Origin of the sequence: Tropicimonas omnivorans, from assembly GCF_031846565.1 — a bacterium.
Classification (GTDB): domain Bacteria; phylum Pseudomonadota; class Alphaproteobacteria; order Rhodobacterales; family Rhodobacteraceae; genus Tropicimonas_B; species Tropicimonas_B omnivorans.
In genome coordinates this window covers 91407-117939 of the sequence record NZ_JAVRHL010000002.1, presented here as the reverse complement: position 1 = coordinate 117939, position 26533 = coordinate 91407, and the positions used below count along the sequence as shown (strand labels likewise).

General features: G+C 67.3%; 25 protein-coding genes and 1 pseudogene. 7 read left to right on the top strand and 19 right to left on the bottom strand.

Annotation, left to right across the window (positions count from 1 at the left end; translation table 11 throughout):
- Nucleotides 1-4: 4 nt before the first annotated feature.
- The 11 genes from paaD to RM543_RS05780 all read right to left on the bottom strand — a co-directional run bounded on the left by paaD (nt 5) and on the right by RM543_RS05780 (nt 11520).
- Entirely contained in the window at nt 5-526 is a 522-nt protein-coding gene (gene paaD / locus RM543_RS05830) for a 1,2-phenylacetyl-CoA epoxidase subunit PaaD (protein WP_311689969.1), read from the bottom strand.
- Nucleotides 526-1380: a 1,2-phenylacetyl-CoA epoxidase subunit PaaC gene (gene paaC / locus RM543_RS05825; RefSeq protein ID WP_311689968.1), complete on the bottom strand. Its 855-nt coding sequence runs from the start codon at nt 1378-1380 to the stop codon at nt 526-528. The genes paaD and paaC overlap by 1 nt, the downstream gene beginning before the upstream one ends.
- Nucleotides 1380-1664, bottom strand: coding sequence for a 1,2-phenylacetyl-CoA epoxidase subunit PaaB (gene paaB / locus RM543_RS05820; RefSeq protein WP_116086833.1), 285 nt, complete (start codon nt 1662-1664; stop codon nt 1380-1382). The genes paaC and paaB overlap by 1 nt, the downstream gene beginning before the upstream one ends.
- A gap of 24 nt (nt 1665-1688) precedes the next feature.
- Complete coding sequence (gene iaaH / locus RM543_RS05815) at nt 1689-3182, bottom strand: indoleacetamide hydrolase (RefSeq protein WP_311689967.1); 1494 nt, start codon at nt 3180-3182, stop codon at nt 1689-1691.
- Nucleotides 3179-4171 carry a 1,2-phenylacetyl-CoA epoxidase subunit PaaA gene (paaA, locus tag RM543_RS05810; RefSeq protein ID WP_311689966.1) on the bottom strand — a complete coding sequence of 331 codons (993 nt, stop codon included), beginning with the start codon at nt 4169-4171 and terminating at the stop codon, nt 3179-3181. Before paaA ends, iaaH begins: the two co-directional genes overlap by 4 nt.
- 23 nt (nt 4172-4194) lie before the next feature.
- A complete protein-coding gene (pcaF, locus tag RM543_RS05805) occupies nt 4195-5400 on the bottom strand; it encodes a 3-oxoadipyl-CoA thiolase (protein ID WP_311689965.1) in 1206 nt (401 codons plus the stop codon).
- Between the two features lie 83 nt (nt 5401-5483).
- The gene (locus tag RM543_RS05800) at nt 5484-6356 is read right to left on the bottom strand and encodes a PaaX family transcriptional regulator (RefSeq protein ID WP_311689964.1); all 873 of its coding nucleotides are present in this window, start codon (nt 6354-6356) and stop codon (nt 5484-5486) included.
- A gap of 109 nt (nt 6357-6465) precedes the next feature.
- Nucleotides 6466-8085: a dipeptide ABC transporter ATP-binding protein gene (locus tag RM543_RS05795; protein ID WP_311689963.1), complete on the bottom strand. Its 1620-nt coding sequence runs from the start codon at nt 8083-8085 to the stop codon at nt 6466-6468.
- Nucleotides 8078-9007: an ABC transporter permease gene (locus RM543_RS05790; protein WP_311689962.1), complete on the bottom strand. Its 930-nt coding sequence runs from the start codon at nt 9005-9007 to the stop codon at nt 8078-8080. The genes RM543_RS05795 and RM543_RS05790 overlap by 8 nt, the downstream gene beginning before the upstream one ends.
- A 17-nt stretch (nt 9008-9024) precedes the next feature.
- Nucleotides 9025-9939, bottom strand: coding sequence for an ABC transporter permease (locus RM543_RS05785; protein WP_311689961.1), 915 nt, complete (start codon nt 9937-9939; stop codon nt 9025-9027).
- A 78-nt stretch (nt 9940-10017) separates the two neighbouring features.
- Nucleotides 10018-11520 (bottom strand): ABC transporter substrate-binding protein, encoded by a 1503-nt coding sequence (locus RM543_RS05780; RefSeq protein WP_311689960.1) that lies wholly within the window; start codon nt 11518-11520, stop codon nt 10018-10020.
- Between the two features lie 295 nt (nt 11521-11815).
- On the opposite strand from RM543_RS05780, the gene RM543_RS05775 reads away from it, so the two are divergent.
- The 3 genes from RM543_RS05775 to RM543_RS05765 are packed head-to-tail and all read left to right on the top strand — an operon-like array spanning nt 11816 to nt 14994.
- Nucleotides 11816-12973 (top strand): sialidase family protein, encoded by a 1158-nt coding sequence (locus tag RM543_RS05775; RefSeq protein ID WP_311689959.1) that lies wholly within the window; start codon nt 11816-11818, stop codon nt 12971-12973.
- Nucleotides 12974-12987: 14 nt separating this feature from the next.
- Nucleotides 12988-14100, top strand: coding sequence for an iron-containing alcohol dehydrogenase (locus RM543_RS05770; RefSeq protein ID WP_311689958.1), 1113 nt, complete (start codon nt 12988-12990; stop codon nt 14098-14100).
- 12 nt (nt 14101-14112) lie between these two features.
- The gene (locus tag RM543_RS05765; protein ID WP_311689957.1) at nt 14113-14994 is read left to right on the top strand and encodes a dihydrodipicolinate synthase family protein; all 882 of its coding nucleotides are present in this window, start codon (nt 14113-14115) and stop codon (nt 14992-14994) included.
- Here the strand turns inward: RM543_RS05765 and RM543_RS05760 are convergent.
- Both RM543_RS05760 and RM543_RS05755 read right to left on the bottom strand, forming a co-directional pair.
- Entirely contained in the window at nt 14991-15710 is a 720-nt protein-coding gene (locus RM543_RS05760) for a FadR/GntR family transcriptional regulator (protein ID WP_311689956.1), read from the bottom strand. The genes RM543_RS05765 and RM543_RS05760 overlap by 4 nt on opposite strands.
- A complete protein-coding gene (locus RM543_RS05755; protein WP_311689955.1) occupies nt 15707-16756 on the bottom strand; it encodes a four-carbon acid sugar kinase family protein in 1050 nt (349 codons plus the stop codon). Before RM543_RS05755 ends, RM543_RS05760 begins: the two co-directional genes overlap by 4 nt.
- Nucleotides 16757-16900: 144 nt before the next feature.
- On the opposite strand from RM543_RS05755, the gene pdxA reads away from it, so the two are divergent.
- The gene (pdxA, locus tag RM543_RS05750; protein WP_311689954.1) at nt 16901-17872 is read left to right on the top strand and encodes a 4-hydroxythreonine-4-phosphate dehydrogenase PdxA; all 972 of its coding nucleotides are present in this window, start codon (nt 16901-16903) and stop codon (nt 17870-17872) included.
- Between the two features lie 46 nt (nt 17873-17918).
- Here pdxA and RM543_RS05745 read toward each other — a convergent pair whose 3' ends face one another.
- From RM543_RS05745 to RM543_RS05725, 5 genes are all read right to left on the bottom strand, one after another.
- On the bottom strand, nt 17919-18674 hold the full coding sequence (locus tag RM543_RS05745) for an SDR family NAD(P)-dependent oxidoreductase (protein WP_311689953.1): 756 nt from the start codon (nt 18672-18674) through the stop codon (nt 17919-17921).
- Nucleotides 18675-18773: 99 nt separating this feature from the next.
- Nucleotides 18774-19277 (bottom strand): flavin reductase family protein, encoded by a 504-nt coding sequence (locus RM543_RS05740; protein ID WP_311689952.1) that lies wholly within the window; start codon nt 19275-19277, stop codon nt 18774-18776.
- A gap of 92 nt (nt 19278-19369) precedes the next feature.
- The gene (locus RM543_RS05735) at nt 19370-20413 is read right to left on the bottom strand and encodes a methionine synthase (protein WP_311689951.1); all 1044 of its coding nucleotides are present in this window, start codon (nt 20411-20413) and stop codon (nt 19370-19372) included.
- A 35-nt stretch (nt 20414-20448) separates the two neighbouring features.
- A complete protein-coding gene (locus RM543_RS05730; RefSeq protein WP_311689950.1) occupies nt 20449-21426 on the bottom strand; it encodes a DUF1852 domain-containing protein in 978 nt (325 codons plus the stop codon).
- A gap of 202 nt (nt 21427-21628) precedes the next feature.
- Nucleotides 21629-22501, bottom strand: a complete 873-nt coding sequence (locus RM543_RS05725; RefSeq protein ID WP_311689949.1) for a LysR substrate-binding domain-containing protein — start codon at nt 22499-22501, stop codon at nt 21629-21631.
- Nucleotides 22502-22751: 250 nt separating this feature from the next.
- Here RM543_RS05725 and RM543_RS05720 point away from each other — a divergent pair, with 250 nt between their 5' ends.
- From RM543_RS05720 to RM543_RS05710, 3 genes and pseudogenes are all read left to right on the top strand, one after another.
- Nucleotides 22752-23216, top strand: a complete 465-nt coding sequence (locus RM543_RS05720; protein ID WP_311689948.1) for an Lrp/AsnC family transcriptional regulator — start codon at nt 22752-22754, stop codon at nt 23214-23216.
- 53 nt (nt 23217-23269) lie between these two features.
- Nucleotides 23270-23383 (top strand): annotated as a pseudogene (locus tag RM543_RS05715) (hybrid-cluster NAD(P)-dependent oxidoreductase); the annotation flags it as partial.
- 25 nt (nt 23384-23408) lie between these two features.
- Nucleotides 23409-25445 (top strand): oxidoreductase, encoded by a 2037-nt coding sequence (locus tag RM543_RS05710; RefSeq protein ID WP_311689947.1) that lies wholly within the window; start codon nt 23409-23411, stop codon nt 25443-25445.
- A gap of 55 nt (nt 25446-25500) precedes the next feature.
- On the opposite strand, the gene proX is transcribed toward RM543_RS05710, so the two are convergent.
- A complete protein-coding gene (proX, locus tag RM543_RS05705; protein WP_311689946.1) occupies nt 25501-26517 on the bottom strand; it encodes a glycine betaine/L-proline ABC transporter substrate-binding protein ProX in 1017 nt (338 codons plus the stop codon).
- Nucleotides 26518-26533 lie beyond the last annotated feature (16 nt).

Below are 26533 nucleotides of genomic sequence, written 5' to 3'. Positions count from 1 at the left end.
GGGCTCAGATGCACTTGAAATAGTCAAAGGGCTCGAGGCAGTCGCGGCATCGCCACGCGGCCTTGCAGGGCGTGGAGCCGAACTGGCTCACGCGCTCGGTATGGAGCGATCCGCAGCGCGGACAGGCGACGTCGAGGCTTGACCGCCCCTCCAGCCGCGCCACGCGCTGCGCGCGCTGATCGGGCGTTCCCGTGCCCTCGATGGGCGGGGCGATGCCGTAGTTGCGCAGTTTCTCGCGGCCCTCGTCCGACAGCCACTGCGTGGTCCAGGGCGGCGACAGGCGCCGTTCGAGGCGGATGCTCTCGACACCCTTTTCCCGCAGGTGGCTCTCGATGGCGAAGTTGATGACGGCGACGGCCGGACAACCCGAATAGGTCGGCGTGACGGCGACGACGAGCGTCTCCCCCTCCCACCGGACCTCACGGACGATGCCGAGATCGACGACGGAGATGACGGGGATCTCGGGATCCTCGACCTCCGACAGCCAGTCCCAGATCTCCGCCTCTGAGGGCAACGTGTCGAGCATTACCAGCTCGCTCCGGGATACGCCCGCTGGAGGAACTGCATCTCGGCCAGGAGGAAGCCCAGATGCTCGGTATGCCGGCCGCTGCGCCCGCCCGTATGGACGTGGCCCTTGGCCTCCGGCACCTCCAGCGTGGCCTCGCGCAGGACCTCGCCCACGGTCTCGTCCCAGGTCGCGCGCAGATCCTCGGGATCCGGCGCGATCCCTTCGGCGATGACGGCCTTGTCCACTCCGTCGCTCTCGAACAACTCGCCCGTATAGGGCCAGTAGAGCGCGAGGGCCGCGTCCATCCTGCGGTGGCTTTCCTCGCTCCCGTCGCCGAGACGGATCACCAAGTCCGAGGAGCGTTCAAGGTGGTAGTGCACTTCCTTCAGCGCCTTCGCCGCGATCTCCGCCACGCGGGGAGAGCTCGAGTCCGTCAGCCGCGAAAGCATCGCGTGGTGCCAGGCGTCGAACAGGAATTGCCGCATCAACGTCTCGCCGATGTCGCCGCGGGGCAGCTCGAGAAGCTGCACGTTCCGGAACCGCATCGCGTCCCTGAGATAGGCGAGCTTGTCCGCATCGCGGCTCTCGTCCTCCACCTCCGCGGCGAGGCCGAGCCACATCTGCGCATGACCGATGAGATCGAGCGCCGTGTTGGCCAGCGCGATGTCCTCCTCGAGCGCGGGCCCCTTTCCGCACCATTCGGACAGGCGGTGGCCGGCGATGAGGGCATTGTCCCCCATCCGGCAGAGCCAGTCGAAGAAGGCGGGCTTCAGATCGACATTCTGAACGTGTGGATCATGGTGCTGCTGCTCGGCGGCGCGCAGCGCGAGCTCCTCCACGTTCGTCGCGTTCATGTCGGGAAGGGATGGCATTACATGTGCCCCACTTCGTCGGGAATGTCATAGAAGGTCGGGTGGCGGTACACCTTGTCCTCCGCCGGATCGAAGAGCGGACCCTTCTCGGACGGGGAGGAGGCGGAGATCTCGGAGGATTTCACCACCCAGATCGACACGCCTTCCTTGCGGCGGGTGTAGACGTCACGCGCATTCGAGATCGCCATTTCCGCATCGGGCGCATGGAGGCTGCCCACGTGACGGTGGTTCAGCCCGTGCTGCCCGCGGATGAAGATCTCCCAGAGCGGCCATTCCTTGGACATGTCGTGTCTCCTCCTTTTGCGGCGTCAGGGGGCGTCCGGGCGCGGCAGCGGCCCGAGGACGTCCTCGATCGCGAGTCCGATTTCGATGAGCCGGCGGTCGCTGCCGGCCGGCCCGTCCAGTTCGATCCCGACCGGAAGGCCCGTCTCCGTACCGAGGGCGGCCGGAACGGACAGGCCCGGCAGCCCGGCATTCGAGCCGGGATCGGTGTTGCGGATGATGCGGTTGAACATCTCGGGGCTGCTCGCCTCCGGCCCCGCCATCCCTGCGACTTGCGGCACGGTGGGGAAGATCAGGGCGTCGATCCCGCCCTCGTCGAAGAGGCTCTCGTACTCCGCGATGAGCGCAGGGCGCCCTTCGGAGATGGCGGTCTCGTAGATCGGTCCGAGCTCCGCCATCGTGCCGTCCGGCATGGGGAGCTGACCGGGCAGGACGATCATCTCGTAGGTGCCCTTCACGTCCGGGCTCGCGATGTCGGACACCACGTCCTCGATGGTCAGCTCGGGCGCATAGGCCTCGAGATAGGCGACGAGGTCGCGCCTGCCCTCGTAAAAGGCGATGGGGAAGCTCAGCGTCGCGTTCAACTCGAAGATGCTCGATGCATCGACGTCCACCATCTCCACCCCGGCCTCTTCGAGCCGGGCGATGGTGTCGTCCCAGACGGCCTGCACGTCGCCATCGAGATCCGCCGTGAAGCCCGGCGCGATGCCGAGGCGAAGGCCATCCAGATCGGCGGCGCGGGCCTCATCGTCCCCGGTCACGACGCGGTCGAGAAGCTCGATATCCGCAACGGTCGCGGCGATGAAGCCCGGCGTGTCGCGGGTCGAGGAGATCGGCACGATCCCTTCGGCGGGGTAGCGCTCCATCGTCGGACGCAGCCCGGCGGCCCCGTTGATCGCGGCCGGCACGCGGACGGATCCGCCCGTATCCGTCCCAAGCCCGGCGAGAACGGCTCCCGCCCCCACGAGGGCGCCCGTTCCGCTGGAGGAGCCACCCGCGAAGCGCGACGTGTCATAAGGGTTGCGCACCCCGGGTTCGGACCCGGTCTGGTAGACGGGATTCCAGCCCGAAATACCGAAGGCGAGTTCGTGCATGTTGCTGGTCGCAACGACGATGGCCCCGGCAAGCGTCAGCCGCTCCACGATGGGCGCGCTCTCCTCGGAGAATACGCTGCGCAAGGCGGGCGTTCCGGCACTCGCCGGCAGGCCCTCCACCTGCGTGTTGTCCTTCACCACGATCGGCAGCCCGGCGAGAGGTCCGCTAACCTCCCCGGCATCGACGGCCTGCGCCCGTTCGAGAGCGCGCTCCCCGTCGAGAACGGCGACCGCGTTCAGCTCGGACCACGCCTCGAACGCGGCCAGCGCATCCTGCACCGCGGCGTCCGCCGACGTCTCGCCAGCGACGATCGCGTCCACGGTCCCGGCGACGCTCGCGCGCTCCTGAGCCGCGGTCGAACCGGCGCCGATCAGGAGCGCCGACGCGGACGCGCCCCCGATCATCGCAGAGCGGAGCCGCCTCATTCGGCGGCGACCTTGGCGGAGGCGCGGCGCGCGCTCGCCTTCTCGGCGTAGGCGTTGAGACCGTCGCGGAACCATTCGCCCTCTTCCCAGGCAGCCTTCCGGGTGCCGAGACGCTCCCGGTTGCAGGGACCGTTGCCCTTGATCACCTCGAAGAACTCGGACCAGTCGGGCTCGCTGAAATCGTAGCCTTCCTTCTCCTCGTTCCACTTCAGATCAGGATCGGGAACGGTCAGGCCGAGATACTCCGCCTGCGGCACCGTCTCGTCGACGAAGCGCTGACGCAACTCGTCATTGGTGTTGATCTTGATCTTCCACCGCATGGACTTCTCGGAGTGGACGGAATCCTTGTCCGACGGGCCGAACATCATCAGCGCGGGGTACCAGAAGCGGTTCAGGGCGTCCTGGGCCATCTCCTTCTGCTCCGGCGTGCCCTCGGCCATCTTCATCATGATGTGATAGCCCTGCCGCTGGTGGAAGCTCTCTTCCTTGCAGATGCGGATCATCGCCCGGCTGTAGGGGCCGTAGGACGTTCGCTGCAGCGGCACCTGGTTCATGATCGCCGCGCCGTCGACGAGCCAGCCGACAGCGCCCATGTCCGCCCATGTCAGCGTCGGGTAATTGAAGATCGAGGAATACTTCATCTCGCCGGAATGAAGCTTCTCCATCAACTCGTCCCGCGTCACGCCGAGCGTCTCGGCCGCGGAATAGAGGTAAAGGCCGTGGCCCGCCTCGTCCTGCACCTTGGCCAGAAGGATCGCCTTGCGTTCCAGCGTGGGTGCGCGGGTGATCCAGTTGCCCTCGGGAAGCTGGCCGACGATCTCGGAATGCGCGTGCTGACCGATCTGGCGGATCAGCGTCTTGCGGTAGCCGTCCGGCATCCATTCCTTGGGTTCGACCTTCTCGTCCCGGTCGATCCGTTCCTGGAACGCGATGTCCTGTTCGGTCGCCTCGGCGTCTCCGCCTTCGGATTTAACCATCTGTGCATACATGACGTGGTCCTCCTATCAGGGGGTCAAACGCGCTCGAGGATCATTGCGATCCCTTGGCCCACACCGACGCACATCGTGCACAGGGCGTAGCGCCCGCCGGTGCGGTGGAGCTGGTGGGTGGCATGGATGACGAGCCGCGCGCCGGACATGCCGAGCGGGTGGCCCATCGCGATGGCGCCCCCATTGGCATTGACGTGCGCCGCGTCGTCGGGGAGGCCGAGCTCCCGCAGGACCGCGAGGGACTGCGCGGCAAAGGCCTCGTTCAACTCGATCACGTCCATCTGCTCGATGGACAGGCCCGCAAGCTTCAGCACCTTGCGCGTGGCCGGGACCGGGCCCATCCCCATGATCCGGGGCGGAACGCCGGCCGCGGCCATGGCGACGACACGAGCGCGCGGGGTCAACCCTTGAGCCTTCGCCGCCTCCTCCGAGGCGACGATCGCCGCGGCAGCGCCGTCGTTCACGCCGGAGGCATTGCCTGCCGTGACGCTGAGATCGGGGCCGTTCACGCCCTTGAGCTTCGACAGCTTCTCCGCCGTCGTTCCCGGGCGCGGGTGCTCGTCGGTCTCGACAATGACCGGGTCACCCTTGCGCTGCGGCACGCTGACCGGAACGATTTCCTCAGCGAAGACGCCGGCCGCCTGCGCCGCGTCCCAGCGGGCCTGGCTCTCGGCGGCGAAGGCATCCTGATCCTCGCGGGAAATCCCGTAATCCGCGGCGACGTTGTCCGCCGTCTCGGGCATCGAGTGGGTCTCGAAGGCCTTCTTCAACTTGGGGTTCGGGAAGCGCCAGCCGATCGTCGTGTCGTACATCTCGGCATTGCGGGAGAAGCCGGAGGTCGCCTTGGCCACCACGAAGGGCGCGCGGCTCATGCTCTCGACGCCGCCGGCCATCATCCAGGCCGCATCGCCAGCGCGGATCGCGCGGGCGGCCATGCCGATCGCGTCCATCCCGGAGCCGCAGAGCCGGTTGATCGTCGTGCCGGGCACCTCGACCGGAAACCCTGCCAAGAGCGCAGCCATGCGCGCGACGTTGCGATTGTCCTCGCCAGCCTGATTGGCGCAGCCGAGGATCACGTCGTCGAGCGAAGCCCAGTCCGCACCCTCGTGCCGGGAGCGAATCGCCTCCATCGGAATCGCGGCGAGATCGTCCGCCCGAACGCTCGACAGGGCACCGCCGTAGCGGCCCACGGGTGTGCGGATACCATCGCAAACGAACGCTTCAGCCATACAATCCTCCCCTTCCGGCCGGGTAGCCGGACCGTTCCTTGAGGGAAAGATAGGGCGCAAAGCATCACACGTAAACGGCTATCTCATATTTTTTGTGATGCTTCGGCGCGGAGTCGTTCCATTCTCCAGCGCGACGCTTCCGTCTCCGCCAGCATCGGACAGGTGTCGTCGCCGAGGTTGAGGCCGATCTCGGCATCCGCCGCCCCTGCGAGGGCGAGGTAGGTCGAGACGAAGACTGCGCGTGCCCGATGCCCCGGCCAGTCCGGCGGCAGGGCGGATGCCGGCAGGCGCGGATCGGCGAGGGCGGCGCCGCGATACGCATCCACGAGCCTCAGACGAAGCGCCAGCGCTTCGGCCCCGTCCGGGGGCGCTCCCGGTTCCGTCCTGAGGGCGTCTTCCAGCGGCGCGAAGCCCTGCAGGAACGCCGTGAAGCGCTCCGCGACCTCACCCAGCGGCCAGAGGTCCGCGGCCGGTGCCGCGAGCGCTTCGGGGGCGAGATCGGGCGCCTCGAGGACGGACGCATCGGGCCGGGGCATGTCCGCCCTGTCCGGCGCGATCGCGGCCGAGGGGCCGAGGGAGGCCCAGCCGGGTGGACGGCTCCGCAGCCCGAGCGCCACGAGCCACCCTTTCGCGGCGGCGGGCGGCGCATAGAGGATGCCGGCCGCTTCGGAGAACTCCGCTCCGGCGTCAGGCGTCAGGCGATAGTAGCTCCGCCGACCGATCCGCTCCCCCTGAAGCCGGCCGGCCCCGACGAGACGTGAGACGGCGGTGCGCACGAGGCTCTCGGAGATGCCGTGCCGGGCGCAGCAATCGATCAGCGTTCCCATCCAGAGCGTTCCGCCCCGCGGCGCGGCGACGTCGCCGTAGATCGTCACGATGAGGGAGGCCGCGCGCGGTGCCGGTCCGGAGAGGATGTCCCGGGCGGCGATCCGCGCCGCCCCGTCCGAAATGTCCATCGCGCCCCGTCCCGCTCACAATGGGCGCTTGATGGCCGCCCGCGTCCGATCGCAAAGCTCCTAAGCCTCTGCCGGGGCGCGTTCAACATCTAGCGGGCGGCGCGGACCCTCACGCGGACAGCTTCAGGCGCGCCTCCCGGCGCTGGCGCTGCACCTCGGGATCGGGATCGAGGCCGGCGGCGAGGAGGCGCTGGGTGTAGCCTTCCCGCGGATCCTCGAAGATCCGGCGCACCGGGCCCTGCTCCATGATCTGCCCGCCCTTCATCACCAGGACGCGGTCCGCGAAATCCCGCACCACGGGGAGGTCGTGGGCGATGAACATGAAGGCGATGCCCAGCTCGTCCCGCAGCTTGCCCAGAAGCGCGATGACCTGCGCCTGGATGGAGACGTCGAGGGCGGAGACCGCCTCGTCGCAGATGATGAGCTCGGGCTCGAGCGCGAGGGCCCGCGCGATGGCGATGCGCTGGCGCTGGCCGCCGGAGAACTGGTGCGGGTAGCGCTGCGCGTGCTCGGCCTCGAGGCCCACCTGCTCCAGAAGCTCCGCCACCCGCTCCCGCCACCGGCGCTTCTCGACCACGCCGGGATGGATCACCCAGGGCTCGGAGACGATCTGGAAGACGGACATGCGCGGATTGAGCGACTGCGTCGGATCCTGGAAGACCATCTGGATCTGCCGCCGTGCCTTCGCCATCTCCTTCGGCGTCATCGCAAGGAGGTCTTCCCCGTGCCAGCGCGCCTCGCCGGCCGTGGCCTCCTCCAGCCGCAGGATCAGCTTGGCGGCGGTCGACTTGCCTGAGCCGCTTTCCCCCACCACCGCCAGGGTTTCCCCCCGCATCAGGTCGAAGCTGACGCCGTCGAGCGCGGTGAAGGCGCCGTAGACCTTGGTCAGTCCGCGGCAGGAGAGGATGGGCTCGGCGCCATCTTCGGGTCGCCGCATGTCCCCCCGGCCGGGCGCTGCCGCGATGAGCTTCCGGGTATAGGGATGCCGGGCGTTGTGGTAGAGATCGTGCGGCGTCCCGCTTTCGACGATGTGCCCGCCTTCCATCACCACCGCGCGGTCCGCCGCCTCGGCAACGACGCCCAGGTCGTGGGTGATGAGGACGAGCCCCATTCCCGTCTCCGCCTGCAGCTCCTCGAGGAGCGTCAGGATCTCCGCCTGCACCGTGACGTCGAGCGCCGTCGTCGGCTCGTCGGCGATCAGGATGTCCGGCTTGAGCCCCAGCGCCATGGCGATCATCAACCGTTGACGCTGGCCGCCCGAGAACTGGTGCGGGAACTTCTTCATCGCCGCATCGGGGTCCGGGATGCCGACACGGGACACGAGGTCGCGGGCCCGCGCAAGCGCCTCGGCGCCCGGCCGGCCATGGGCGGTCAGGGTTTCCGCGATCTGCCAGCCGACGGTGTAGACCGGATTGAGGTGGCTGAGCGGATCCTGGAAGATCATCGCGATGCGCTTGCCGTTGAGACGTCGGCGCTCCTCGGGGGACATGCGCAAGAGGTCCCTGCCCTCGAACAGGATCTCCCCGCTCGCGATTTCGCCCGGCGGGCAATCGATCAGGTTCATGATCGCCGAGGACGAGACGGACTTGCCCGACCCGCTTTCGCCGAGGATCGCGAGGGTCTCTCCCCGGTCGAGGTGCCACGACACGTCGTTCACGGCATTGACGACGCCTTGCGCGGTGTGGAACCGCACGGACAGCCCGCGCACCTCGAGAAGATGATCAGCCATTGACGCGGCCTCCGAGCTCGAGACGCCAGCGCTGCGTCGGATCGAGGGCGATCCGCATCCAGCTCGACAGCAGGTTGAGGGACATCGTGGTGAGGATGATCGCAAGGCCAGGCCAGAAGGCGAGCCACCACGCCGAGGTGAGGTATTGCCGCCCCTGGCTCACCATCAGCCCCCACGTGATCTCGGGCGGCTGGATGCCGATGCCGAGGAAGGAGAGAGCGCTTTCCGCGAGCATGACGAACGCGAAGTCGAGCGTGGCGATGGTCAGCAGCGTCGGCAGGATCACCGGCAGGATGTGCCGGAAGACGATGCGGAAGGTCGAGGCCCCGAGAACCTGCGCTGCCTGCACGAACATCCGCTCGCGGACCTCCAGAACCTCGGCGCGGGTCGTCCGCAGGTAGATCGGGATCCGGGTGATCGCGAGGACGAGGACGAGGTTCAGCACCGACGGCGCGAGGACATAGAGCACGATGACCGCGAGGAGCAGCGACGGGAAGGACATGATCACGTCCGCAAGCCGCATGATGACCTCGCTCCAGATCCGCCGCGAGTACCCTGCGATCAGCCCCAGGGCCGCGCCGATGACGAAGGACGCGGCGACGGCGCCGGCCGCGATCGCGATGGTGTTCTGCGCCGCCACCACGATCCGCGGCAGAAGCGGACGCCCCAAGGCATCGCCGCCGAGGATGTAGAGCCAGCCGCGCTCCAGCGAGAAGGGCGGTGCATTGCGGGCGCGGAGGTTCTGCGCGCCGGCCGCATCGCCGAGAACGAGTGGCCCGAAGATCGCGCAGAGAACGACGATGCCCAGGAAGACGACGGCGGCGGTCGCGAACTTGTCCGCCCAGAGCATCCGCAGAAGGGAGGACTTCGCGGGCGGCGCGGGATTGGGCGCCGCGGGCGCCGGTGCGGTGATGTCGGACATCGGTCGCGCCTCCTGTCTCAGGTGCGGATGCGCGGATCGAGCAGCGCGTATGCGAGGTCGATCAGCAGGTTCATGAGGAAGATCGCGAGCGCGGTGACCATGATCGCGGCGAGGATCACGTTGAAGTCGCGCTGCAGAATGGAGTCGATCATCAGCTTCCCGACGCCGGGAAAGCCGAAGATGCTCTCGACGACGACGGCCCCGTTCAGGAGCGCGGCGGCCTGGTCGCCGATCACCGTGATCACCGGAAGCATCGCGTTGCGGAGGGTGTGGACGAAGATGATCGGGCGGTTCTTCACCCCCTTCGCGCGCGCCGTCTTCACGTAGGCCGACCCGAGGGCGGACAGCATGGAGCCCCGCACCACCTGCAGGATCAGGCCGAACGGGCGGATGAACAGGACCGAGATCGGCAGGATCCAGTGCCAGACCGAGCCCGTTCCGGAGGTCGGCACCCAGCCCAGATTGACCGAGAAGAGCACGATGGCGACGATCGCGATCCAGAAATCGGGGGCCGACGCGCCGACGAGAGAGAGCATCGAGGCGAACCGGTCGAAGGCCGACCCCACGCGGAACGCCGCGATCGAGCCGACGACGATGGCCGCGACCGTCACCAGCGTCATCGTGATCACGGCGAGCTGCAACGTCCAGACGAAGGCTTCGAGCACGACGTCGAGCGCCGGGCGGGCCTTGCGCAGGCTCTCCCCGAAATCGCCGCGGACGAGATCGCCGAGGTAGTGGACAAACTGGATATGGACCGGGTCGTTCAGACCGTGGAGCTCGCGGAAATTCTGCCGCATCTGCTCGCTGGCATCGACCGGAAGGAAGAGCGCCGCAGGATCACCGGTGAGGCGCGAGAGAAAGAAGACGAGGATCACGAGTCCGAAAAGGGACAGCAGACTCGATATCGCGCGTTTTCCGACTGCTTTGTGCATGACGGGCGTCTCCGCTCCCTCGACGTTGACAGGCAAGGCCTGCGCGGAACCCATGTTCCGCGCAGGCCAGGTTTCGGCTCAGTTCAGGCCGATTTCGGCGAGCTGAAGCTGGCTGTTGGTGGCGATGGTCGGGGTATAGTCGATATCCTCGGCCACCCGTGCGAAGCCCACCATGTGGAACAGCAGCGCATCGGCGATCACCTCGTCGTGGAGGTAGGCGAAGAGCTCGGACCACAGCGCGCTGCGCTCGTCACCCGTCGCCGCGGACGCGTCGTCGATCAGCTGATCCACCCTCTCGTCCGCGATCCCGGACTGACGGCCCTCGCTGTCGTACTTCCAGAACATCGAGAAGACGGGGTCGCCGCGGGAATTGTCATGCTGGGCGCCGACGAGGATCGGGCGGTCCTGCACGTAGGGCTTGGAGTAGTACTGCTCGTGCTCGGCCACCTCGACCATCTGGAGGGCGACATTGAAGCCGGCATCGTTCAGCATCCCGGCGATCGCCTCGTAGGTCTCGGTCGCGCCGGGGAAGTTCCCGGTCCGGCCGATGAGGGAGATCTCGGTATCGACCGGAACGCCGTCCGCGGCCGCTTCGTCCAGGAGCGTGCGCGCCTGCTCGGGATCGTAGGGCCACTGCTCGACATCGGCGTTCCAGCCGATCGTCGTCGGCGGAACGATGGCGGTGGCGACATCTGTGCCGTCGGCGAGGATGGTGCCGATGAACGCCTCGCGGTCGATGGCAAGGTTCAGCGCGCGGCGCACCCGCTCGTCATCCATCGGGGCGACCTCGTGGTCGATCCGCAGGTAGACGGTCTCGGAGTTGGGGTAGGACTTGTCGAGCGTGTCGCTAGTTGCCTCGAGGGCGGAGATGGAGGGCGCGATGTCCGCCTCGCCGGTCTCGACCATCGCCGCGCGAACGGCCGCATCGGAGCGGAAGACGTACTCGGCGGCGGACACCTCGGGCGCCTCGCCCCAGTAATCGTCCCGGCGCTCGAGACGGATGTTCTGCCCCGGATTCCACTCGGCCAGGGTGTAGGGGCCGGTCCCGATCGGATCGCGGGTGAACTCCATGCCGGTCTCGGAGGGAACGACCGTCAGGAGGCTCATCAGGAGCGGCATGATCGGCTGCGGATCCTCGGAGGTCACTTCGAGGGTGGTGTCGTCCACCGCGGTCATCTCGATGCCCATGCCCTCGTAGTAGCGGGAGATCTCGCAGGTGTTCTCGCCGCTCTGCGTGCGCTCGAAGGAGTGAACGACATCGCCGGCATCGAAGGCGGAGCCGTCGGAGAACATCACGCCCTCGCGAAGATCGAAGCGCCAGGTCGTGTCGTCCGTCTGCTCCCAGCTCGTGGCCAGGCGCGGCGTCACGCCGCCATCGCCGCGAACGTCGAGCTCGGTCAGCGTCTCGGAGATGTTCTGCAGGACGACGCGGCCGATATTGGACCGCGTGGCCATGCAGGGATCGATCAGGTCGAGCTCTTCGCCCAGAACGATGGTCACCTCGCCCTCCTGGGCCGAAGCGGCCCCGAGCGCAGCAGCCGAGACAAGAAGCGCCCCGCCCAGAATTCCCGTGAATCTCATGGTCTTCCTCCCTGTTGTTCGCGCTCGGGATACGGCTTCTCCGCGTCTTTCGCGCGCCCCATCTCCCTGCGGGGGCATGCGGCGGAAGCCATGGAAGCCGCCACCGAGTCCGCAGCATATTGGTAAAGTTGGCAAACCATGTCAAACGGGAATGATCGAGCTTCGAAAAATCATCTATTTCTATAAGTCTGCGCCTTCTTGGACGCTGGATTCTGGCAACTTTCAGCCAACGAGTTGACAAGTTGACCCCTTTTTGCACATGGTCGGCGAGACGAGAGACACGAGGGTCCGACCGATGACGCCCGAGGACATTGCAGAGCAGATGGATGGCCGCCTGAACGATGGCGCGGCGCTGCTACCCTCCCCTTGCGTGCAGAACCACGCCGCCTTCCTGGCCCGCCTGCCCGGCGGCGACCTCGCCTGCGCCTGGTTCGGCGGATCGCTCGAAGGCAAATCGGACATTTCGGTTCACGCCAGCATCCTGGCCGAGGGAGCCGATGCGTGGGGCCCGGTTGCCGTCCTGACGGATCTGCCGGATCGCTCCGAGCAGAACCCGGTGATCTTCGTCGCGCCCGATGGCGATATCCTGCTGTTCAACACGGCGCAGCCAGCCGGCAATCAGGACGAGTCCCGCGTCTGGATGCGCGCTCTCACCCGGGACGGTGACAAGCTCGTCGCGGGCGAAGGGCGCGAGACCGACCTGCCCGCCGGCACCTTCATTCGCGGCGCGCTCACGATCCGGGACGACGGAGCCTGGATGCTTCCCCTCTTCCTCTGCCACCCGCGCGAGGGGGCCCGCTGGACCGGTGCGCACGACACCGCCGCCATGGGGATCAGCCACGATGACGGGCAATCCTGGCAGGTGGAGGAGGTCCCGGGCAGCCTCGGCACCGTGCACATGACGCCGGTGGATCTCGGCGAGGGCCGGATGGCGGCGTTCTACAGGCGGCGCCAGGCCGATACCGTCCATCGCTCCGAAAGCGGCGACAACGGCCGCACGTGGTCCGCCCCCGCCCCCACCGACGTTCCGAACAACAACTCCTCGATCTGCGCCGCGCGGCTTCCGAGCGGGCGCATCGCCATGGTGTGCAACCCGGTCTCCGCGGCCCTGTCCGGCGCGCGCCGCGCCTCGCTCTACGATGAACTCGAGGGCGAGAACACGCGCCCGGACGCGACGGGAGGCTGCACGCCGATCTGGGGCGTCGAGCGCGCACCGCTCGCGCTTTGCCTCTCGGACGATGGCGGCAGAAGCTTCCCCGTCCGGCACATCGTCGAGGACGGCCCCGGCACCTGCCTGTCGAACAACTCTCTCGACGGAAACAACAAGGAACTCTCCTACCCCGCGCTTCTGCCGCGCGCGGATGGGGGGATCGACATCGCTTATACCTATCACCGTCGCGCGATCCGACATGTCCGGCTCAGCGCCGAAGACATGCGCCGCATCGCCGGCTGAGGAGGAGAATACCCATGTCCGGACTTGACCGGCCCATCACGCTGCACCAGCCGCGCCGGCTCGAAATCGGCGCCGGCTCCGCCCGGACCCTCGGGGACTGGGCAGCCGGCGCGCGGCGCCCCCTCGTCATCGCCAGCGGCCCGACCGAGCAATACGTGGCGCGGCTGAACCTGCCCGGCGACGTCCAGGTCATCGCGGACGTCCCTCCCGAGCCGGATCTTCCCGCCTTCGAGGCGGTTCTGGAGCGCGCGCGACAGATCGAACCCGACCTCGTGGTCGGTCTCGGCGGCGGATCCGTCCTCGACATCGCCAAGCTCGTCGCAGCGATGTGGGACGGCGACCAGACGCTCAGGGACGTGGCCGGGCCGAACAAGGTCGCCGGGCGCAGGACCCCGCTCGCGCAGGTCGCGACCACCGCCGGCACAGGCTCCGAGGCCGGCATTCGCGCGCTCGTGACCGATCCCGAGACCAAGTCGAAGATCGCGACCGAAAGCCCGCACCTTCTGGCCGATATCGCGATCCTCGACCCCGAGCTGACCTATTCCGTGCCGCCCGCGGTCACGGCGGCAACCGGCATCGACGCGATGGCCCATTGCGTCGAGGCCTTCACGAACATCCGCGCCCATGATCTGATCGACGGCTATGCCCGCATGGGGATCGACCTCGTCGGTCGCTACCTGAAGCGCGCCGTGGAGGACGGAACCGACACCGAGGCGCGCTCGGGCATGATGCTCGCGAGCTATTACGGCGGCATCTGCCTCGGCCCGGTGAACACCGCCGCGGGCCATGCGCTCTCCTACCCGCTCGGCACGCGCCTGTCCCTGCCGCACGGCCTCGCCAACGCGATCATCTTCCCGCATGTTCTGGCCTTCAACCAGTCCAGCCGCCCGGAGAAGACCGGTGAGATTGCCCGCGCGCTGTCCCTCGATGCCGGCGACCTGCTGACAAGTGCCCACGGCTTCTGCAGCGATCTCGGCGTGGAGATGCGGCTTGCCGCCCACGGCGCCGACCGTGAGACCCTCGGCGACTGGGCCGCAGAAGCCCATGCCATCCGCCGGCTGATGGACAACAATCCCCGCGACATGTCCGTGGACGACGTCGCCGCCATCTACCAGGCCGCCTACTGAGCAGGAGCTCCCATGCCATCCACCGCCTTTGTCGCACTCGTCTCCTGTTTCGACGAGGATGAACGCCTGAACCTCGACGCCACGCGCGCCCAGGTCCGCCGCCAGGTCGCTGCCGGGAACGGCATCATGGCCGCCGGCACCAATGGCGACTTTACGGCGCTGACCTTCGACGAACGCGTCGCGCTCGTGGAGGCCGTTGTCGACGAGGCGAACGGCGCCGTGCCGGTCATGGCCAATGCCGGGACCGCCGCGACCTACGAGACGACGCTTCTGGCGCGGGAATTCGACCGGATCGGCGTGACCGGAATTGCCGTCATCACGCCCTACTTCATCGCCTGCACGCAAGATGGCCTGCACCGCCACTTCAGCACAGTCGCGGATGCGGTGGAAACGCCGGTCTACCTCTACGACATCCCGGCCCGCACCCAGAACCACATCGAGCCGGAGACCGCCCGCGCCCTTGCCGCACACGGGAACATCCACGGCATCAAGGATTCGGGCGGCAGCCAGGATACCCTGTCCGCCTATCTGGAGATCGGGCGCGAAGCGGAGGGGTTCGACGTCTATTCCGGCCCGGATCACCTCGTTCTCTGGAGCCTTCGGAACGGTGCCGCTGGGTGCATCTCGGGCCTCGGCAACGCCATGCCCGAGACGCTGGCGGACATCGTGCGCGCCTTTGATGCCGGCGACGAGGCAGCCGCCGAGGCGGCGCAGGCCCGCTACGCGGACTTCCGCACCGATCTCTACGCGCTTGGCTATCCGCCGGCGCTGGTCAAGCGCGCGCTGTGGTGCATGGATCCGTCGGTCGGTGCGAGCCGCCAGCCCGCCCTCCTGCCCGATCCCGCGCAGGACGACGCCATCCGCGAGATCCTGCGCCGGTACGAGCTTCTCTAGAGCGACAGGTCCAGCAGGGAGCCGCCGAAGAGGCGCCCCTGGGAATGCCGGATATGTGCGCGCATCACCTCGCGCGCCTGTCCGGCCTGCCCGCCGGCGATCGCATCGTGGATCGCCCGGTGCTCCTCCAGAACAGCCTCCAGAGCCAGCGGCCCGTCCGACATCAGGCTCTCGCCGTGCAGCTTCATGCCGACGTAGATATGCTCGCGCAGCGCCCTCAGGGTCTCGACGTAGTAGGAATTGTTCGCCCCGCTCGCGACGGCGACGTGGAACGCGAAATCGGCGTCCTCCCGGTGCATCTTCGAGCCCGTCGCGTCGGCCAGCATGTCGAGCGAGGCGCGCATCTCACCCAGGATCTCCTCGTTCCGGCGCTCCGCGGCGAGCCCGGCGGCCTCGACCTCGACCGTGAGGCGGAACTCGTAGCAGCGCTGAATGTCGGCGATAGTCTCGACCCGGGCGAAGCCGAGCGGATTGGCCTTCTGCAATCGCACGAAATTGCCGGCGCCCTGCCGCGCATAGACCAGACCCTCCTCCCGCAGACGCTCCAGCGCGGCACGCAAGACGGGCCGGGACACTCCGAAATGCTGCGCCAGCTCCTTTTCCGCCGGGAGCTTCTCGTTGACGCCGTAATCGCCGCGGGTGATCCGCGTGTGCATCGCACGGTACACCTTTTCGGCCAGGGGGGGCCGGGCGCGCTGACCAGCGGTCTCGCTCATGTGGCGTGATCTCCAAACCGGCCCGAGACGCATCCGCGGGCGAGAGCTGCGAGGACGTCCGGCGCGCCGAAGCCCCCGGATTTCGTGACGAGTGCGAGCCTACCCCAAGGCAGTTCCACCTCGCAAACCGGCAGGCCAGGGAAGACCTCCGCAAGAAGGTCGAGCTGTCCGATGCCGAGCTCTGCGAGGATCGCGTTGGCCGTCTCGCCGCCGCAGCACAAGAGGCTCGCCGGGCGATACTGCCGGATGAGCGCCGCCATGCCGGCCGCGAACTCCGCCCCCGCGGGCGCACCATCGCGCCCCGCCCCGCCATCGGTCATGCGGACGACCTCGACGGAGCGGCCGAGCGCCGCGTCACCGACCTGCCCGTCCGGAGCCGCATGCACGGGAATGTCGCTGAGCGCCTCGATCTGGGCGGCCGTGATCGGATCGCGCGAGCCGATCACCATGAGAAGCGGGCCACGCAGCGTCGGCCGCTCGGGCGGACCGCCGGGAAAGAGCGTGCGCGCCAACCCGCCGGCCAGCCCGCTTGCACCGACCCAGAGAACGCCGTCCCGCTCCGCGACCACATGGTCGATCTGGTCATCGCCGGCGGCGTCGGGCGTCTCGACAGGGCCGGAGAACAGCGGCGCGATCTCGATCGGGCACTCCACCCCGTACCCCTCGATGCGGCCGCCCCGCTGCACGCGGCCCATCGCCGGGATCGCCGGCAGAACGACGCAGCGCGGACTGGCCATCGCCTGCGCGAGCACGTCCGTCTCGGCGCCCGGATGCCCCTTCAATCGCGAATCGATTTTCTTGAGGACGATATCGAAGCCGGACGGATCGACCGCCCGGCATAGCGCCTCCATCCGGGCGCGCGCCTCCGCCTCCGATCCGTCCCGCGTCCCGAGATTGACGGCGAGCACGTCCGGCCGCTCGGCGGCAAGGCTGGCGGCCGTCGCCGGCGTCCGCGCAACGGCCACGCGCCGCCCGGCGCCGGCAAAGGCGACGGCGGTATCGAGGGCGCCGGTCAGGTCATCGGCGATCAGCAGCAAACGAGGCAAGCGGCACTCCATGGATCATGTTGTAAACATCCTAATTTAGCCTGTTTTCGCACGCAACATGACAGTTGCACTGCAATGGATCGGTTCTATTGAAACGACTTTACCCATAGGTTAAACCGCGTCTGACCCAATCCGGAGGCCACCGTGAGCGCACCAATCGTCATTACCATGGGAGACCCCTCCGGCGTCGGCGCGGAGGTTTCGGTGAAAGCACTGGCCGAAAGCGGTGAGGCATTCCGCAAGCAGACCATCGTCATCGGCGACCGTGACACGATGGAGCGGGCCGTCGCGGCCTGCGGGGTGGACCTGCCCGTGATCGCGCCCGAGGCATCCGGCGACGGTCTCCGCGTGGATCACGTCGAGGTGGGCGGGCTTCCCGGCCGGTTCGGTGTGCTGGATCCCGCCTGCGGCGAGGCCGCCTTTCGCTACATCGACCGCGCGACGACCGCCTGCCTCGAGGGCCGCGCGGGGTGCATCGTGACCGCGCCGATCAACAAGGAAGCGTTGAATTCCGCCGGCCACCACTACGACGGCCATACCGGCATGCTGGCGCATCTCACCGGCTCCGGATCATCCTGGATGCTGCTCGCCTCGGACCGGCTGAACGTCATCCATACCTCGACCCATGTCTCGCTGAAGGACGCAATCGGCCGGGCCACCACCGAACGCGTTCTCGAGACGATCCGCATCGGTCATGCGCATTTCCGGCGGATGGGCGTCGAGACGCCGCGGATCGCAGTCGCCGGGATCAACCCGCATTGTGGCGAGAACGGCCTTTTCGGACGCGAGGATGACGAGCAGATCGCCCCCGCCGTGGAGGCCGCCCGCGCGGAGGGGATCGATGCGGCAGGTCCGATTTCCGCGGATACGGTCTACCACCGGGCCTATCAGGGCGCCTTCGACCTCGTCATCGCGCAGTACCATGACCAGGGACATATCCCGATCAAGCTGGTCGCCTTCGACACCGCGGTGAACGTCTCCCTCGGCCTGCCGATCCGCCGTTGCTCGGTCGATCATGGCACCGCGTTCGATATCGCGGGCACCGGCAAGGCGAACCACGTCAACATGCTCTCGGCCCTGTCCTACGCGAACCGGATGATGGACGCGGCAGGCTGATGCGGGCCCCGGGGGCCGGCGCCGGAGCGCCGCCCCCCTCGCGCCATCAGTGCGCCGTGTAGCCGCCATCGGCGAGGTGGTAGGAGCCGGTGATGAAGCTCGCCTTGTCGGACAGCAGGAACAGGGTGAGGTTCGCCACTTCCTCGGGCGTGCCCATGCGGTTCTGCGCCGCCTGCCCTTCGAGGAAGCTCTGCGTGGCATTGTCGAGATTGCCTTCGAGAAGCGGCGTCTTGATGAAGCCGGGCGCGAGGGCGTTGACGCGGATGTTGTCCTCGGCATGTTCGAGCGCCGCCGACTTGGTCAGCCCGACGACGGCATGCTTTGCCGCGACATAGGCGCCCGAGCTCGCGAAGCCGACCGAGCCGAGGATCGAGGCCATGTTGACGATGGATCCGCCGCCCGCGCGCTTCATCGCCGGGATGGCGTAGCGGCAGCCGTAGAAGACGCCGTTGAGGTTCACGTCGATCACGGATCTCCAGCCGTCCACCGGATACTCGCCCGTCTTCGCGGCGGGGCCGCTGATGCCCGCGTTGTTGACCAGCATGTGAAGTGCGCCGGTCTTCTCCTCGGCGAAGGCGACGAGCGCCTCGACGCTTTCAGGATCGGAGACGTCGCCGGCGAAGCCATGAGCCGTCCCTCCCGCCTCGGTGATCGCCTTGACCGTCTTGTCGGCATCCTCCTGCTTGAGGTCGGATGCGATGACCGTGGCCCCGGAGGCCGCAAGCGCCGTCGCGATTTCGTAGCCGATACCGGATGCAGCTCCCGTGACGATGGCGGTCTTGCCGTTGAACGAGATATCCATGGCGATCTCCTTTTCTCTTTCCGTTCGAAAGAGATGGGTGCTCGCCGCGACGTCTTCAAACGGACGAAACCGCGCACGCGGTCACGGAAGCGGACCGTCTCACTCCGCCGCAATCGCCTCCAGCCTGCGAAACTGCCCGGCGTGATGCAGAAGCGGCGCGGCCTCCGGGTCGTGATCGAGATGACGGACATGGCCGATGAACAGGGTGTGATCCCCTGCCTCGACCTCCTGCGCGACATCCGCGATCAGGATCGCGGCCGCGCTTTGCAGGACTGGAACGCCGCTCCGGTCCTCGATGAGCGAGGCAAGGGATGCGTCCGGCTTTCCTGCGAAATGGAGGGCATGGGGCCGCATGTGCTGGGCCAGGACGTTCACCGCGAATCTGCCGGACGTCCGGAGCCTGCCGAGCATGCGCGACGTCCGGCCGACCGAGATGGCGATGAGGGGCGGATCGAGTGACACCGACATGAAGGCACTGATCGTCATGCCGTGATCGCCCTCGTCCGTTCGCGTCGTCACGACGGTGACACCGCTGGCGAAGCGGCCGCAGCAATCGCGCAAGGCGCGCGGGTCTACCGCATCGTCGGTCAGGGTATGGGTCATCGAATCGTCCTGTCGCAAGTGGAGGATCGGCCGCCATGCTCCGCCCCCCCCCCGTCTCAACACGCGAGGGGGGCGGGACCGGGGCGGAGACGCTACTCTGCGGCCATGCTGGCGGGCAGTTCCCGCCGTACGAGTTCGGCTCCGGCGGCCAGGGCGGCGAGCTTGCCGCGGGCGACGGCGCGGCTCAGCGGCGTCATCCCGCAATTTGTGCAGGGGTAGAGCTTGTCCGCATCGACGAATTGCAGCGCCTTGCGCAGTGTGGCGGCAACCTCTTCGGGCGTCTCGACGGCGGTGTTGGCCACGTCGATCGCGCCCACCATCACCTTCTTGCCGCGCAGAAGCTCGATCAGGTCCATCGGAACGTGCGAGTTGTGACATTCGAGCGAGACGAGGTCGATATTCGACGCCTGGAGCTTTGGGAACGTCTGCTCGTACTGGCGCCATTCGGAGCCCAGCGTCTTCTTCCAGTCCGTGTTCGCCTTGATGCCGTAGCCATAGCAGATGTGCACAGCGGTCTGGCAGGCCAGACCTTCGATCGCCTTCTCGAGACAGGCGACGCCCCAGTCGTTCACCTCCTCGAAGAAGACGTTGAAGGCGGGCTCGTCGAACTGGACGATGTCGACCCCGGCGGCCTCGAGCTCCCGCGCCTCCTCGTTGAGGATCGTCGCGAACTCCCATGCGAGCTTCTCTCGGCTGCCGTAATGGGCATCGTGAAGCGTGTCGATCATCGTCATCGGCCCCGGCAGCGCCCACTTTATGGGGCAATCCGTCTGCGCGCGCAGGAACTTCGCATCCTCAACGAAGACCGGCTTCCGGCGGCTGACCGGCCCGACGACACTCGGGACGCTGGCATCGTAGCGGTCGCGGATCCTCACCGTCTCGCGCCTGTTGAAATCGACGCCGTCGAGGTGCTCGATGAAGGTCGTCACGAAATGCTGGCGCGTCTGTTCGCCGTCGCTGACGATGTCGATGCCGGCGCCCTCTTGCTCGGCCAGGGTCACGCGCAGCGCGTCGTGCTTGGCGGCAACGAGCTCGTCCCCCTCGAGCTTCCAGGGCGACCAGAGTTTCTCGGGCTCGGCGAGCCAGGAGGGTTTCGGCAGGCTGCCGGCAGTCGAGGTGGGCAGGAGCTTGGTCATGCGGTCGAGTCCTTCGTTGTCGTTCGGGCCGGCCATCAGGCGGCTTGCCGGGCGGACCATTCGGCCAGCCCCGCGCGATGGGGTTCGATCAGGTGATCCTTCGCGAATTGCCCCTGCTCGGTGGCCAGGCGGCTGCGCTCCTCGCGGTCGTAGACGATGCGCGTGAGCGAGTAGTCCGGGTTCTCGAGGCTCGGCGCGAAGATCTCCCCGGCGGCCGCGTTGGCGTTGTAGATCTCGGGGCGGTAGATCCGCTGGAACGTCTCCATCGTCGCGATGGTGCCGATCAGTTCGAGATTGGTATAATCGTTGAGCAGGTCGCCGACGTGATAGAAGGCCAGCGGCGCCGCGCTCCCTTCGGGCATGAAGTAGCGGACCTGCATTCCCATCTTGCCGAAATACTGCTCCGTGAGCGACGTCTCGTTCGGCACGTACTCGGCGCCGAGTACGGGGTGACGGTTCGCTGTACGGCGATATACCTTGTTGTGCGACACGCTGAGGCAGATCACCGGCGGCTTGCGGAACTCCGCGGCATAGGTATCCGACGCGAGGAAGCTTCTGAAGAGCTGGCCATGCAGGTCTCCGAAATCGTCCGGCACGCTGAAGCCCGCACGGCCCTGGTTGTGCTCGGGGATCCTGACGCTGAAGTCGTAATCCCGGACGTAGGACGAGAAGTTGTTTCCGACGAGCCCGTCGTGGCGGGTCCCCGTCCAGCGGTCGAGGATCGTCGTCTTGAGCATCTCGATGGCCGGGAAGGCCGGCCCGTCCGCGCCGATGGCGAGGTCGACCGAGACGATGTCCAGCTCCACGCCGTACCGGTCTCCCTCGGCATTGTCCCACGTCGCCAGCGCGTTGAAGCGGGATTCGATCATCCGCAGCGCGCCGCGCAGGTTCTCCTGCCGGCTCTCGCCCCGTGCGAGGTTGGCGAAGTTCGTGGTCAGCCGCGTGCTGTCCGCGGGCGTGTAGTCTTCGTCGAAACGAAGCGTCTTGATCGTGAAGGCGAAATCGTCGGTCATCTTCTCGTATCTCCTGGCTTTCCGAGCAAAGCCCGAGGTCCTTGCTGTCCTGCGGGACCCGGCGCGCGGGATAGCCGCGCTCGCCTTGATCCGCCCCCGCTATATGGCGAAGCCCGACCATGATGAAAAATGTTCATTTCTCAGGGATCGATGACCGGATGTCATGTCGCCTTTCCGGAGGATCGCGGCTCGGCGCGGTGCGTCAGACCCGGACGTTCGCGGCAATCGTCATGAAACCGTCGAGATAATTCGCGGACTGGCCAACGCGGTGACCGAGGTGGATGGACTTCGCGATCCCCTCGCCGATCCGCACGCCCGTCACCCCCTCGACGCCGCGCAGGAGCCAGTCCGGCGTGGCACTGACGGCGCGGCCGGACGAGACGAGACGCAGCATCAGGTCGGTCGTCTCCACCGTCCGGTGCCGCCGCGGGCGCGCATGGGCCGGAACGAGGAACCGGGTGTAGATGTCGAGCCGCTCGCGCGAGACGGGGTAGGTGATCAGCGTTTCGCCTGCCAGATCGCCGGGATCGACATGCGCCTTCCCCGCCAGGGGGTGCGTGTCGGCAACGGCGAGAACCAGCTCGTAGTCGAAGACCGGCGTGTATTCGAGGCCGGGGCGCTCAATCGGATCGGGCGTCACGAGGATGTCGATCTCGTGGCCCAGAAGCGCGGTGAGACCACCGAACTGGAACGCCGTGGTCACGTCGAGATCGACATCCGGCCATTCGGCGAGAAACGGATCGACGACGCGCATCAGCCAATCCTGGCAGGGGTGGCATTCCATTCCCACCATGATCGCCCCGCGCCGGCCGCGGGCGTAATCCTCGAGGATCGTCGCGCCGTTTTCCAGCTGCGGCAACACCCTCTGCGCCAGCCCCAGGAGATACTCTCCCGTCATGGTCAGCCGCAGCTTGTGGCCCTCGCGCTCCCACAGCTTGACGCCATGGCGCGCCTCGAACCGGCGGATCGCGTGGCTCACCGCCGATTGCGTGAGGTTCAGCCGATCGGCGGCCAGCGTCAGGCTCCCCGTCCGGTCGATCTCGCGCAGGATGGCCAGCGGTTGGATGTCGATCATCAGGCACGCCCTTCCCGTCGGTCTGCCGCGATTTTCGCATGAGCCGACAGGGCCGGGTGATACCACGTGCACGCCGGCAGGCCAGTACCGCCCCTGCCTTCCGTACGAAGCGCGGCGTGGCGACGCGCGGGCCCCGCCCCTTCGAACATTCCGGGTGGCTGCGCCCACGGGGCCATCATCCGGCTACGATACGACAGGGCCATATCAAACCCACTTCATTCCCCGGCAACACTGTGTAACTTTCACCGTCATGACCGCATATCCGGATAAAATCGATCTTCGGATCCTCGCCGAGCTTCAGCGCGACGCGTCGCAGTCCCAGCGGGCCATCGCCGAACAGGTGGGACTGTCCCAGAATGCCTGCTGGCGACGCCTCAAGGCGCTCGAAGCGTCAGGTGCGATCCAGCGGCATACCGTCGTGATCGATCGCACCGCCCTGAACGTCAGCCTCGTGGTGTTCGCGCTGATCAAGACCCGCCATCATTCGGCCGACTGGCTTCGCGAGTTCCGACAGCACGTGTCCGACATCCCCGAGATCATCGACTTCTTCCGGATCGGCGGGGAGTACGATTACCTGCTGAAGATCATAACACGGGACATGTCGACCTACGACGCGGTCTACAAGCGCCTGATCGAGAAGCTCGAGCTCGAAACGGTGACCTCGTACTTCGCCATGGAAGCGATCGAGGAACAACGTGCCATCCCCCTGACGTAGGTTCCCGACCGCAGACCGTCCGGACGGCGCGTCCGGACAGCCCGGTCGCCCGCGCCGGGCACGTACACATGGTCGACAACGGCGGCATCACCGACGAGGATGTCGAGGCAGGGTGCATCCTACCCTGCTGTTCCAACCCGTTCGGCCACCTGACCGTCGAGGGCTGATCCACCCCGTTCCAGAAGGCCGAGCATGACGAACGATCCGCTTCTCCAGCCCTACGCGCTCAAGCACCTGACGCTGAAGAACCGGCTGATGATCTCGTCGCACGAGCCGGCCTACCCCGAGGACGGGATGCCGAAGGACCGCTATCGCGCCTATCACGCCGAACGTGCGCGTGCGGGCGTCGGCCTGACCATGACCGCCGGCTCGGCCAGCGTCTCGCGCGACAGCCCGCCCGTGTTCAACAACATCCTCGCGTGGAAGGACGAGGTGGTCGGCTGGATGCGCGAGCTGACCGACGAATGCCACGATCACGGCTGCGCGGTGATGATCCAGCTGACCCATCTCGGCCGCCGCACCCGCTGGGACAAGGCCGACTGGCTGCCTGTCGTCTCGGCCGGGCACGAACGTGAAGCGTCGCACCGCGCCTTTCCCAAGATGGCCGAGGACTGGGACATCGCCCGCATCATCGAGGATTACGCCGATGCCGCGGAACGGATGCAGGCGGCAGGGCTCGACGGGATCGAACTTCAGGCCTACGGGCACCTGATGGACCAGTTCTGGTCGCCGCTGACCAACAGTCTGGACGGCGATTACGGCGGTCCGCTGGACAACCGCCTGCGCTTCACCTTCGACGTGCTCTCGGCGATCCGGGCCCGGGTCGGCGACGACTTCATCGTCGGCGTGCGCTACACCGGTGACGAGGGCCTTCCCGGCGGGCTCGACAAGGAAGACGGGCTGGAGATCTCCCGCCGCCTGAAGGCCTGCGGCATGGTCGACTTCCTGAACGTGGTGAAGGGGCACATCGATACCGATGCCGGCCTAACCGACGTGATCCCGGTCCAGGGCATGAGATCCGCCCCGCATCTCGACTTCGCAGGAGAGGTGCGCGCCGCAACTGAATTCCCCACCTTCCACGCCGCCAAGATCCAGGACGTCGCCACCGCGCGGCATGCCATCGCCTCGGGCAAGCTGGACCTCGTGGGCATGACCCGCGCGCACATGGCGGATCCTCATATCGTCGCGAAGATCATGCGCGGGGAGGAAGAGCGCATCCGCCCCTGCGTCGGCGCCAATTATTGCCTCGACCGGATCTACCAGGGCGGCATGGCGCTGTGCGTCCACAACCCCTCGACCGGGCGTGAACTGGAACAGCCGCACGAGATCGAGCCATCCGGCAGCCCGGGCCGTGTCGTCGTTATCGGTGCGGGGCCCGCCGGGCTGGAGGCGGCGCGTGTCGCCGCGCTGCGCGGCCACGAGGTGATCGTGCACGAGGCGGCCAACCACCCTGGTGGCCAGATCCGCCTGACCGCGCAGACCGAGCGGCGGCGCGAGATGATGCAGATCATCGACTGGCGCTTCGCGGAGTGCGAACGCTCCGGCGTGCGGTTCCATTTCAACAGCTTCGCCGGCGAGGACGAGGTGCTGGAAGACAGCCCCGACACGGTGATCGTCGCCACCGGCGGCCTGCCGCATTCCTCGGTGCTGACCGAGGGCGACGCGCTGGTCGTCTCGGCCTGGGATATCCTGTCGGGGGACGTGGCGCCGGGCGAGAACGTGCTGATCTACGACGATGCCGGGGACTACCCCGCCCTGCAGGCGGCCGAGAAGATCGCGCAGGCCGGCGGGCGGGTCGAGATCGTGACGCGCGACCGCACCATCGTGCCCGAGGTGATGGCGATGTCGCTGACACCATCGCTCCGGGTCCTGCAGGCGCTCGACGTGACCTTCACGCCGACATGGCGGCTGGACGCGGTTGCACGGGACGGGAACGCGCTTCGGGCCACCCTGGGGAGCGACTACGGCTCCATGACCCGGACGCGGCAGGTTGACCAGGTGATCGTCAACCACGGCACCCGGCCGCTCGATGAGGTCTATTTCGACCTGCGGCCCGGATCGTCGAACCTGGGCGAGGTCGATTACGAGGCGCTCGTCGCCGGGCAGAAACAGGCCGTCACGCGCAATCCGGACGGGCGGTATCGCCTCTACAGGATCGGCGATGCCGTCGCCGCGCGGAACGTTCATGCGGCCATCTACGACGCGTTGCGGCTGGTGCGCACCCTGTGAACGAAGAAAAGCCGGCCCGAAGGCCGGCTTTCCCAACTCGCTTGTCCGGCCCGTCTTACTGGGCGGCAGCGCGGGCTTCGTCCAGCCAGGCGTTCCAGCTATCCTGGTGCCCGGAGATCCACGCATCGGCGTGACGCTCGATGTCGGACTCGGAATCTTCGCCGTCACGCATCAGCAGGTTCTGGGCGCTGATGTCGTTGGCGGAGAGCTCCATAATCTCGAACAGTTTCGCGGCAGCCGGGTTGGCCTCGGCGAAATCGCGGTTCGCGACGATGCGCTGGTCGTTCGCCTGGAAGCCGTAGTTCGTGCCGTCGTCGAGCGCGGTGTCGACGTCCGAACGTTCGCCGGGCAACGAGGAATACGGCACCTCCAGCCAGACGACATCTTCGCCCGGGACCAGAACACCGGACACCCAGTAAGGCGTCCAAGTGTAGTACAGGATCGGCTCGCCGTTGTCGTAACGCGTGATCGTGTCGGCGATGATGGCCGAGTAGGAGCCCTGGTTGTGCGTGACCGTATCGCGCAGGCCGAAGGCGTCGAGCTGGTGCTCGATCACCTGCTCGCAGCCCCAGCCCGGGGTGCAGCCGGTCAGATCCGCCTTGCCGTCGCCGTCGTTGTCAAACAGCTGGGCGATCTCGGGATCCTCAAGCTGGCCGAGATTGGTGATGCCGTGCTCTTCCGCGGTCGCGCGGTCGATCAGGTAGCCCTGCAGCGCGCCCGGAGAATAGACGCCCTGGCGGTAGATATCCTCTTCGCCGCCGGCAGACTTGAAGAAGTCGGCGTGAAGCGGATCCCAGTGGTCCGCGAGGAACGTGCCGTCGCCATTGGCGATGGCCACGTGCGCGGCGGCATATTCCAGTTCGCTGATGTCATCGACGTCGTAGCCCAGCTCCTCGAGCGCCTTCATGACGAGGAGCGTCTGGAACGTCTCTTCGGCGATCGACGATTTCAGCGGCGTGACCGAGACGCCCTCGCCGGGCATGTCCTGAGCCAGCGCGGCGCCCGCGAATGCGACGCTGAAACCGCCGGCTGCAAGTGCGGCGCGGCTGGTGCGGGTGATGGTTCGAAACATGTCGTATTCCTTCTTG

Excerpts from the sequence above, each read along its gene's own strand:
- paaB (WP_116086833.1), bottom strand. The coding sequence starts at position 1,664 with ATGTCCAAGGAATGGCCGCTCTGGGAGATCTTCATCCGCGGGCAGCAC.
- RM543_RS05770 (WP_311689958.1), top strand. The coding sequence starts at position 12,988 with ATGTCCGGACTTGACCGGCCCATCACGCTGCACCAGCCGCGCCGGCTC.
- RM543_RS05795 (WP_311689963.1), bottom strand. The coding sequence starts at position 8,085 with ATGGCTGATCATCTTCTCGAGGTGCGCGGGCTGTCCGTGCGGTTCCAC.
- iaaH (WP_311689967.1), bottom strand. The coding sequence starts at position 3,182 with ATGAGGCGGCTCCGCTCTGCGATGATCGGGGGCGCGTCCGCGTCGGCG.
- RM543_RS05725 (WP_311689949.1), bottom strand. The coding sequence starts at position 22,501 with ATGATCGACATCCAACCGCTGGCCATCCTGCGCGAGATCGACCGGACG.
- RM543_RS05760 (WP_311689956.1), bottom strand. The coding sequence starts at position 15,710 with ATGAGCGAGACCGCTGGTCAGCGCGCCCGGCCCCCCCTGGCCGAAAAG.
- RM543_RS05800 (WP_311689964.1), bottom strand. The coding sequence starts at position 6,356 with ATGGACATTTCGGACGGGGCGGCGCGGATCGCCGCCCGGGACATCCTC.
- paaC (WP_311689968.1), bottom strand. The coding sequence starts at position 1,380 with ATGCCATCCCTTCCCGACATGAACGCGACGAACGTGGAGGAGCTCGCG.
- RM543_RS05745 (WP_311689953.1), bottom strand. The coding sequence starts at position 18,674 with ATGGATATCTCGTTCAACGGCAAGACCGCCATCGTCACGGGAGCTGCA.
- RM543_RS05710 (WP_311689947.1), top strand. The coding sequence starts at position 23,409 with ATGACGAACGATCCGCTTCTCCAGCCCTACGCGCTCAAGCACCTGACG.
- RM543_RS05735 (WP_311689951.1), bottom strand. The coding sequence starts at position 20,413 with ATGACCAAGCTCCTGCCCACCTCGACTGCCGGCAGCCTGCCGAAACCC.
- RM543_RS05730 (WP_311689950.1), bottom strand. The coding sequence starts at position 21,426 with ATGACCGACGATTTCGCCTTCACGATCAAGACGCTTCGTTTCGACGAA.
- proX (WP_311689946.1), bottom strand. The coding sequence starts at position 26,517 with ATGTTTCGAACCATCACCCGCACCAGCCGCGCCGCACTTGCAGCCGGC.
- paaA (WP_311689966.1), bottom strand. The coding sequence starts at position 4,171 with ATGTATGCACAGATGGTTAAATCCGAAGGCGGAGACGCCGAGGCGACC.
- RM543_RS05785 (WP_311689961.1), bottom strand. The coding sequence starts at position 9,939 with ATGCACAAAGCAGTCGGAAAACGCGCGATATCGAGTCTGCTGTCCCTT.
- RM543_RS05740 (WP_311689952.1), bottom strand. The coding sequence starts at position 19,277 with ATGACCCATACCCTGACCGACGATGCGGTAGACCCGCGCGCCTTGCGC.
- RM543_RS05790 (WP_311689962.1), bottom strand. The coding sequence starts at position 9,007 with ATGTCCGACATCACCGCACCGGCGCCCGCGGCGCCCAATCCCGCGCCG.
- RM543_RS05775 (WP_311689959.1), top strand. The coding sequence starts at position 11,816 with ATGACGCCCGAGGACATTGCAGAGCAGATGGATGGCCGCCTGAACGAT.
- paaD (WP_311689969.1), bottom strand. The coding sequence starts at position 526 with ATGCTCGACACGTTGCCCTCAGAGGCGGAGATCTGGGACTGGCTGTCG.
- RM543_RS05765 (WP_311689957.1), top strand. The coding sequence starts at position 14,113 with ATGCCATCCACCGCCTTTGTCGCACTCGTCTCCTGTTTCGACGAGGAT.
- RM543_RS05780 (WP_311689960.1), bottom strand. The coding sequence starts at position 11,520 with ATGAGATTCACGGGAATTCTGGGCGGGGCGCTTCTTGTCTCGGCTGCT.
- RM543_RS05720 (WP_311689948.1), top strand. The coding sequence starts at position 22,752 with ATGACCGCATATCCGGATAAAATCGATCTTCGGATCCTCGCCGAGCTT.
- pcaF (WP_311689965.1), bottom strand. The coding sequence starts at position 5,400 with ATGGCTGAAGCGTTCGTTTGCGATGGTATCCGCACACCCGTGGGCCGC.